This window comes from Rhodococcus sp. P14, from assembly GCF_000256505.1.
Classification (GTDB): Bacteria; Actinomycetota; Actinomycetes; order Mycobacteriales; family Mycobacteriaceae; genus Rhodococcus; species Rhodococcus ruber.
Map to the genome: position 1 here is coordinate 21648 of NZ_AJFC01000151.1, position 8492 is coordinate 30139.

The following is an 8492-nucleotide window of genomic DNA, read 5'->3' on the forward strand; positions in this document are numbered from 1 at the left end:
GGTCAGCGCAGGTCGGCGGGCAGGTCCTTCGGGTCCAGCACGAGCCGGCGCTCCTCGCTGGCCGCGACCTCGTCCGAGCGGGAAAGCTTGCCTTCGAGCACCTTCCACTCGGTCTCGTCGATCGCGGCGGCGGCCTCGCGCAGCACCGAAGCGTCCCGGGTGCCCCATGCGATCGGCATCGGGCTGACCATCTGCCACACGCCGCTCGTGTTGCGGGTGGTGCGGTCCGACAGCACCGCGACGGACGGCACGCGCTCGCCGACCCGCACCCGGTGCCCCGGTACGGCCGTGACGTCCCGGGCGACCAGGGCGTAACGGTGACCGTCGGTCTGCGGCTTGGCGATGTCGACGAGCGCGAGCAGCGTCATCCCGCGCGGCCGGATTTCGGAGACCACGGCCGGAACCAGCGGGCTGTCCCGGTACAGATCCTGGATCGTGCCCACCTTGCGCGGAGCCCACACCGCGACCCACGCGGAAGTGAGCGCGGCGACGACGACCACGGCCGCGACGACGAAGGACCACGCCCGGCCGACCGCGATCAGCCATACGGCGGCTACGGTGAACAGCACCGCCAGCACGATCGCCGACACCCGTAGTCGTCGCACCTCGGCGACGGTCTGATTGACGGCCTTGGCGTGGGGCAGGTCCACGGGAAAGTCGAAACGACGCACGACGTCAGCTTATGCGACCGGCCCGCCGTGGTGGAGTCCTGCCGGGGCTGGCCGTGGCCTGGTGTCGAGGTGCGTGGTGTCGAGGGGCGTGGTGCCGAGGGGCGCTCACCGGGTGGCGGCCCGTACCGCCGCGACCAGCCACGCGACGAGCAGGGCCAGCAGTGCGACCACGAGCAGGACCGGAGCCAGCAGCGCGACCAGGACGACGAGGAGGGCCAACAGGATCTTCGTCCTGGTGCTCAGGCCGGAGATCAGGCCCTTGACGGCGGCCCACACGGGGTTCTTGCCGGTCAGGGCGGCCCCGGCGCCTTTGAGGACGGCTCTTGTGCTCGCACTGCCCTCGGTGACGGTATCGATGAGCTGGTCCGTCGAGGCGGGGGCATCGCGCAGCACCGCGTCCCGGCGCTTCCGCACCGCCCGGGCGAGCCGGCGAACGTGGGTCTTCAGCCACTCGACGGCGGCCGCGAAGGGCCGGCGCTTGCGACGCGGAGCGCGGTCGTCGAGCCCCGGTCCGGGACGTTCCGATGTCGCCACCGGTGGGCGCTCGGACGACCGGGGCCGGGAGCCGGTGGACGTGCGCGGCCTCTCACGGGTCCGCGACCGAGCCTGCTCGTCGGCGGTCTGCGTCCGCGGACGGGTCCGGCGCGTAGCGGTGTCCTGCGTCCGGGCGCGCCGTGGGGCGTCCGGCGCCGTACGGGTTCCGGCGGCGGCGCGTCCGGCTCGCCGATCCGGGTCCGTCCGCCGTGGCGCAGCCGTGGCCGACCGCGCGGTGGTCGATTTCCCGGTGGTGGATTTCGCGGTGCCGGATCGTGCGGTGGTGGATTTCGCGGTCGTCGACTTCGCGGTGTCCGACCGCGTCGTGGCCGGCGTCGTCGGGGTCGCGGTCGTCGACTTCGGGGCGGCTGCCCGTCTGCGAGATGTGCGTTCCCTGCCCCCGGCCGTTCGGCCGGCGCCGCGTGCGGTCCGACCCTCTGCTGTGCCCCGTGCACCCATACCTACGGCTACCCCCGGCGGTGCCGGGGAAACCTGTCGTGAGGCTCCGGCCTCAACTCGAGCAGAATGCGCACAACGGGGCTATCGCACGCAACGGTGACCACTCGGAGTGGGCGGCCTCACACTTCGGTGTAGCAGGGATCACACCGGGCGGCGGCCCGGTTTCTCGAACCCCCTCCGCACCGTCCCCAGACGAAAGCGAGCAGATCGTGCTTGTCTTCCTCGGCTTCCTCATGGTCGCCGTCTTCATGTACTTGATCCTCTCCAAGAGGGCCACGCCCGTCGTCGGTCTCATCCTCGTCCCGGTCGCCTTCGGGCTGTTCGCCGGCGCCGGTCTCGATCTCGGCGACATGATCGTCGACGGCGTCACCGACCTGGCCCCGACCGCGGCGCTGCTGTTCTTCGCGATCATCTTCTTCGGGATCATGATCGACGTCGGACTGTTCGACCCGCTGGTGCGGTTGATCCTGCGGCTCGTGCGCGACGACCCGGCGCGGCTCGTCGTCGGCACCGCGGTGCTCGCGATGATCGTCTCCCTGGACGGCGACGGCTCGACCACGTTCATCATCACCACGTCGGCGATGCTGCCGCTGTACCTGAAGCTGCGGGTGAGCCCCGTGATCCTGACGGTCGTCGCGGGCCTGGCGAACGCGACGATGAACATCATCCCGTGGGGCGGGCCGACGGTCCGTGCCGCCAGCGCCCTGGGCCTGTCCCCGTCGGACGTGTTCGTGCCGATGATCCCCTCGCTGCTCGTGGGCCTGGTCGTCGTGCTCGGCTTCGCGCTGCACCTCGGTGTCATGGAGCGCCGGCGACTCGGCAAGCTGGTGTGGACCGCGGAACCGGTCCTCGCGGGTGTCGGCCGCGGCGGATCGACCGGCTCCGGCGGATCGGGCGGATCCCGAGCGACCGGGACCGGCCCGGGGGCCGACGCCGGCGACAGCGACGACCAGACCGGCGGATTCGCCGCCGCCCTCGATCCGAACCGCGCAACCCTGCGACCGAAGCTGCTGCCGTTCAACGCCCTGCTCACCGTCGCGCTGCTCGTCGTCCTCGGCCTCGACGTCCTGCCCATCCCCGTGCTGTTCATGATCGCCGCCGGTCTGGCGCTGGCGGTGAACTTCCCGCGCGTGGCCGACCAGTCCGAGGCGATCGTCCGGCACTCGTCGAGCATCGTGTCGGTGGTCGCCATGGTGTTCGCCGCGGCCGTCCTGACCGGGGTGTTCCAGGGCACCGGCATGGTGGAGTCGATGGCGCTGTGGCTGACCGGGGTGATCCCGGACGCGCTCGGCCCGTTCCTCGCGGTGATCACGGGGGTGCTCAGCATTCCGTTCACGTTCTTCATGACCAACGACGCCTTCTACTTCGGGGTGCTACCGGTGCTCGCCGAGACCGCCGCCCAGTACGGGATCGAACCGGTCGAGATGGCCCGCGCGTCGATCACCGGCCAGCCCGTACACATGCAGAGCCCCCTCGTACCCGCGATCCTGCTGCTCGTCACCCTCGCCGGCGTGCAGCTCGCCGACCACCACCGCAAGGTGCTGTGGCGTGCGACGATCGTCTCGCTCACGATGCTGGTCGTGGGCGTCGCACTGGGTCAGATCCCGCTCGGCTGAGCCCGGCGGCGACGTACCGTCGCGGGAAACGGATCGATCGTGTCGGACCCGGAACCACCGGAGGCGTCGTGAGGCTGCGGACCCAGGTGCTGCTGTTGCAGTCCGCCGTGGTCGCGGCGGCCCTCGGGCTGGGGTTCGCGGCGTTCGTCACCACCACCGAGCACCGCGTCACCGATGAGCACGGACAACGAGCCCTCGCCGTCGCCCGGACCGTGGCAGTCGATGCCACGGTCCGGGCCGAGGTGGCCCGGCTCGCCGCCGCCGACGACGGGGTCGTCGCCCCCGGCAACCCGGAACTCGCCTCCGGCACCGTCCAGCAGGCCGCCGAGGCGGTCCGCGACGCCACGGGTGCGCTGTTCGTGGTGGTCACGGACGAGCAGGGGCTGCGCCTGGCCCACCCCGACCCCGACCTGCTCGGACTACGCGTCAGTACCGACCCGGACGAGGCCCTGGCCGGCCGCGAGGTGGTGCGCAGCGAGCGCGGCACCCTGGGCGACTCCGTCCGGGCCAAGGTGCCGGTCGTCGCGCCCGGCTCGGATCGGGTCGTCGGCGAGGTCAGTGTCGGGATCGCCACGGACCGCATCCGGTCGGAACTACGCGAGGACGTCGCACAGGCGTCTCTCGTCGCAGCCGGCGCCCTGGCCTGCGGTGCCGCGGGCTCGGCGCTGCTGGCCCGGCGGTGGAAGCGGCTGACCCTCGGCCTCGAACCCGAGCAGCTGGCCGAGCTGGTCCGCGAGCAGGAGGTGGTGCTCCACGGCATCGGGGAAGGGGTGATCGGTGCCGACACGGAGGGCACGGTCACCGTCGTCAACGCCGAGGCCCGCCGGCTGCTCGACCTGCGGGGCGGGGTGGGGGACCGGCTCGAGGGCATCGGCCTGACCCCGCGCCTGCTCGACGTCGCACGCAGCCCCCGCGACGAGCCGGTGGCTGCGGCCGTGGGGGACCGGATCGTCCTCGCCGTGGCGCGTCGCGTCCGGCGGGACGGGCGCGACCTGGGCACCGTGATGTCGGTGCGCGACCGGACCGACGTCGAGAAGCTCACCCGCGAGCTGGACGCCGTGCAGTCGCTGACCACCGCGCTGCGGGCCCAGCGCCACGAGACGGCCAATCGTCTGCATCTGCTCTACGGCCTGCTGCAGCAGGGGCGCAGCGCGCAGGCCACCGAGTACCTCGAGCAGCTCCTCGGAGCCGGACCGGCGGGCCGGCCACTCGACGGGCTCGACGCCGTCGCCGATCCGTACCTGCACGCCTTTCTCACCGCCAAGGCTGCCCACGCGCGGGAGAGCGGGGTGACGCTGGTTCTCGGCGAGAACACCTGGGTGCGAGGCACCGTCCGATGCCCCGTGGACGTCACGACCGTGCTGGGCAATCTGCTCGACAACGCGATCGAGGCGGCTCGCGAGCGCGGGCACGACCCCGCCGAGGTGGAGGTAGAACTCGTCGAGGCCGGGCGCGACCTGCATGTGGCCGTCGCGGACACCGGTGCCGGGGTCGCCGCCGGGCGGGCCGAGGAGATCTTCGGGGAGGGCGTCACCACCCACGCCGACGGCGCCGTCCCGGGTGGTCGCGGCATGGGCCTGGCCCTGGCGCGGCAGGTGGCCCGGCAGCACGGGGGCGATGTGACCGTCGCCGATCCCGGCGGGCGGCGCACCCCGGACAATCCCACGGGCGGCGCGGTGTTCGTCGCCACCCTGATCGACGTACTCGACGAAGGAGACACCGGATGGGCGGATCCGATCTGACGGTGCTCGTCGTCGACGACGACTTCCGGGTCGCGGAGCTGCACGCGAGCGTGGTGGCCGCGGTCGCCGGGTTCCGGGTGGCGGCGGTCGCCGGCACCCTCGCGGCCGCCCGGGCCGCGGTCCGCGAGACCGCGATCGATCTCGCGCTCGTGGACGTGTACCTGCCCGACGGCTCCGGCATCGATCTGATCCGCGAACTCGACTGCGACGCATTCGTACTCGGCGCGGCCGCCGAGGGCACGACGGTGCGGGCCGCGCTGGCCGCCGGCGCCTCGGGGTATCTGGTCAAGCCGTTTCCCAATACCGAACTCGCGCGGCGGTTGTCGGCGTACGCGCAGTACCGGCGTCTGGTCGCCGGAGCCGAACTCAGCCAGGCCGAGATCGACTCGGCGCTGGCCGCGCTGCGGCCCGCCCCGTCGGGCGCCGCAGACCGGGCTCCCCGTTCGGTGACCAAAGAGCTTGTTCTGCAGGCTCTCTCGTCGTCGGCGACGCCCATGTCGGCAGGGGAGGTGGCGGTGACGATCGGGGTGTCCCGCGCGACGGCTCAGCGTTATCTCGCCGCGCTCGTCACCAAGGGGCAGCTGCGGATGCAGCTGCGGTACGGCAGCACGGGACGACCGGAACAGGAGTATCGCCTCCCGGCCGGCTGAACCGCGATCAGCCGATGGCGGGCCCGAGCAGATCGTCGGCGTCGGTGATCCGGTACGCGTAGCCCTGTTCGGCGAGGAACCGCTGCCGGTGCGCGGCGTACTCGGCGTCGAGGGTGTCGCGCGCGACGACCGAGTAGAAGTGCGCCTGGCCACCGTCGTGCTTGGGACGCAGCAACCGGCCGAGACGCTGCGCCTCCTCCTGACGCGAGCCGAACGTGCCGGACACCTGCACCGCCACCGAGGCCTCGGGCAGGTCGATCGAGAAGTTCGCGACCTTGGACACGACGAGCACCTTCAGCTCGCCGGCGCGGAAGCGGTCGAACAGCTCCTCGCGCTCCTTGTTCCGGGTCGAGCCCTTGATCACCGGGGCGCCGAGCGCCGCGCCGAGTTCGTCGAGCTGATCGAGGTACGCGCCGATGATCAGGGTGGGGGAGTCGCGGTGCCGGGCCAGGATCGACTTCACCACCGCGATCTTCGTGTGCGCGGTCGAGCACAGCTTGTACCGTTCCTCGGGCTCGGCGACCGCGTACGCCATCCGTTCCGCGTCGGTCAGGGTCACCCGCACCTCCACGCACTCCGCGGGCGCGATCCAGCCCTGGGCCTCGATGTCCTTCCACGGCGCGTCGTAGCGCTTGGGACCGATGAGCGAGAACACGTCGCCCTCGCGGCCGTCCTCGCGCACGAGCGTCGCGGTGAGGCCGAGCCGGCGCCGGGACTGCAGATCGGCCGTCATCCGGAACACCGGTGCGGGCAGCAGGTGCACCTCGTCGTAGATCATCAGCCCCCAGTCGCGGGAGTCGAACAGTTCGAGGTTGCGGTACTCGCCCTTCGACTTGCGGGTGATCACCTGGTAGGTGGCGATGGTGACCGGGCGGATCTCCTTCTTCTCCCCGGAGTACTCGCCGATCTCGTCCTCGGTGAGCGACGTGCGCGCGATCAGTTCGCGCTTCCACTGCCGCCCCGCGACGGTGTTGGTCACCAGGATCAAGGTGGTGGCACCGGCCTTGGCCATCGCGGCCGCACCCACCATCGTCTTGCCCGCCCCGCAGGGCAGCACGACCACGCCGGAGCCGCCGGCCCAGAACGAGTCCGCGGCCATCTCCTGGTAGTCCCGCAGATGCCAGGGGTGGGACTCGAAGTCGAGGCTGATCGCGTGCGCCTCCCCGTCGACGTAGCCGGCGAGGTCCTCGGCCGGCCAGCCCACCTTGAGCAGCATCTGCTTGAGCCGGCCACGCTCGCTCGGATGCACGATCACGGTGTCGTCGTCGAGCCGCGCGCCGAGCATCGGGGCGATCTTCTTGTTGCGCATCACCTCCTCGAGCACCGCCCGGTCGAGACTGACCAGGGTCAGGCCGTGCGCGGGATTCTTCACCAGCTGCAGCCGTCCGTAGCGGGCCATGGTGTCGACGATGTCGACGAGCAGCGGCTGCGGGACGGCGAACCGGGAGTGGCTGACGAGGGCGTCGACGACCTGCTCGGCGTCGTGCCCCGCGGCCCGGGCGTTCCACAACGCCAGCGGGGTGACGCGGTAGGTGTGCACATGCTCGGGGGCGCGTTCGAGTTCGGCGAACGGGGCGATCGCCTGCCGGGCCTCGTTCGCGAGCGCGTGGTCGACCTCGAGGAGCAGGGTCTTGTCGGACTGGACGATCAACGGTCCGTCGGGCACGGACGCCTCCTAGCACGGGAACAGAGAACAACCTCTCTATTCTCCAGGCGGGACGGCCGGGCCGCCACCGCCGCCGTCAGTCGACGAGGGCGACCGTGGTGATGCGGTGCAGCACGAAACTGCGGACCGTGCCCGCGGCCGGGTCGAAGGCCTCGAGCTGTCCGCCGCCGACGGCGACGGGATCGACGATGCGATGGGTGGCGACACCCTGCGCATCGACGTAGCCGATCCGGACGCTGCGCTTGTCGTGCGCGGCGAGCTGCAGCAGCGCCATCGTCGCGGCACCACCGGTGCGGGAGCCGTCCCCGCGGACCGTGGCCCCGCGCGGGGCGGCCGCGGCCCGGTCCCCGGCGCGCAGCGTGCGGATCAGGGTGTCGAGTTGCTCCCCGGTGGGCGGCATCGGGCCGGCGTAGCGGGGCCGTGCCCGCGGCACCGACACCCGGGCGCCTCGCGGCCGCAGGTCCAGCACCGCGCCGGTGGCGTCCTCGCCGGCCGGCGCGAATCCGGCACCGCGCAGCTCGGCGAGCACCTCGGCCAGCGGCGCCTGCGAGATCGCGACCGTGGGCGCGACGGCCCGCAGGGCGAGGCGGGCGGCGACGGGGTGCCCGAGCACCTCGGCCAGCAGCGCGGGGTCGTCGGAGCGGACGAACGAGGCGGCGACCCCGGCGCGGAGCCGGCCGTGACGGCGGGCGACGTCGTCGATCAGGTAGGTCAGCGCCTGGGGGACGGGCGTTCGCGAATGCGTGGCGAACAGGGCGTGCAGGTCGGCGGCGCCGGTGCCGGCGTCCAGGGCGCGGCGCACGCCCGCCTCGGTCACCCGGTACACGGTCGCGGCGCCCGCCGACTCGACGTCGGCGACGAGAGCGATGCGGTCCGCGAGTTCCGGTACCAGGGGGCCGGGCGCGACCACCGTCAGGTCGGCCTGGACGAGCACGTAGTCGACCGGCTCGGGCAGGACCGCGGCCATCTCGGCGTCGGGGTCGCCGCCGTGCAGCAGTGCCTTGCCGGGAGAGGCGAGAGCACCGTGCGCGACGACGGCCAGGGCCGTCGCTTCGCGCAGCGTCTCGGCCACCGTGTCACCGCCGAGCCGGGCCGCCCACCGCGGCCGCCGCCAGGCCAGCACGGCTCCCGCCGCGGCCGCGGCGGGGGGCGGC

Annotated in this window: 7 protein-coding genes; 3 read left to right on the forward strand and 4 right to left on the reverse strand. The window is 72.6% G+C overall.

What is annotated here, in order from left to right; genetic code table 11:
- Window positions 1-2 precede the first annotated feature (2 nt).
- Together OEY_RS0111165 and OEY_RS0111170 are read right to left on the reverse strand one after the other, a co-directional pair.
- Window positions 3-671 carry a DUF3239 domain-containing protein gene (locus OEY_RS0111165; protein ID WP_026138092.1) on the reverse strand — a complete coding sequence of 223 codons (669 nt, stop codon included), beginning with the start codon at window positions 669-671 and terminating at the stop codon, window positions 3-5.
- Window positions 672-776: 105 nt separating this feature from the next.
- Window positions 777-1205, reverse strand: a complete 429-nt coding sequence (locus OEY_RS0111170) for a hypothetical protein (RefSeq protein WP_010593964.1) — start codon at window positions 1203-1205, stop codon at window positions 777-779.
- Window positions 1206-1873: 668 nt separating this feature from the next.
- Between OEY_RS0111170 and OEY_RS0111175 the strand changes: the two genes are divergently transcribed.
- The 3 genes from OEY_RS0111175 (at window position 1874) to OEY_RS0111185 (ending at window position 5672) form a co-directional block, all read left to right on the forward strand.
- Entirely contained in the window at window positions 1874-3280 is a 1407-nt protein-coding gene (locus OEY_RS0111175) for a CitMHS family transporter (RefSeq protein ID WP_010593965.1), read from the forward strand.
- A gap of 68 nt (window positions 3281-3348) precedes the next feature.
- Complete coding sequence (locus tag OEY_RS0111180) at window positions 3349-5022, forward strand: sensor histidine kinase (RefSeq protein ID WP_010593966.1); 1674 nt, start codon at window positions 3349-3351, stop codon at window positions 5020-5022.
- Entirely contained in the window at window positions 5004-5672 is a 669-nt protein-coding gene (locus OEY_RS0111185; RefSeq protein WP_010593967.1) for a response regulator, read from the forward strand. The genes OEY_RS0111180 and OEY_RS0111185 overlap by 19 nt, the downstream gene beginning before the upstream one ends.
- Before the next feature lie 7 nt (window positions 5673-5679).
- Here OEY_RS0111185 and OEY_RS0111190 read toward each other — a convergent pair whose 3' ends face one another.
- Together OEY_RS0111190 and OEY_RS0111195 are read right to left on the reverse strand one after the other, a co-directional pair.
- Window positions 5680-7338 carry a DNA repair helicase XPB gene (locus OEY_RS0111190; RefSeq protein ID WP_010593968.1) on the reverse strand — a complete coding sequence of 553 codons (1659 nt, stop codon included), beginning with the start codon at window positions 7336-7338 and terminating at the stop codon, window positions 5680-5682.
- 76 nt (window positions 7339-7414) lie between these two features.
- The coding region (locus tag OEY_RS0111195) for a helicase-associated domain-containing protein (RefSeq protein WP_010593969.1) at window positions 7415-8492 on the reverse strand (1078 nt) is incomplete at its 5' end.

Excerpts from the sequence above, each read along its gene's own strand:
- OEY_RS0111185 (WP_010593967.1), top strand. The coding sequence starts at position 5,004 with ATGGGCGGATCCGATCTGACGGTGCTCGTCGTCGACGACGACTTCCGG.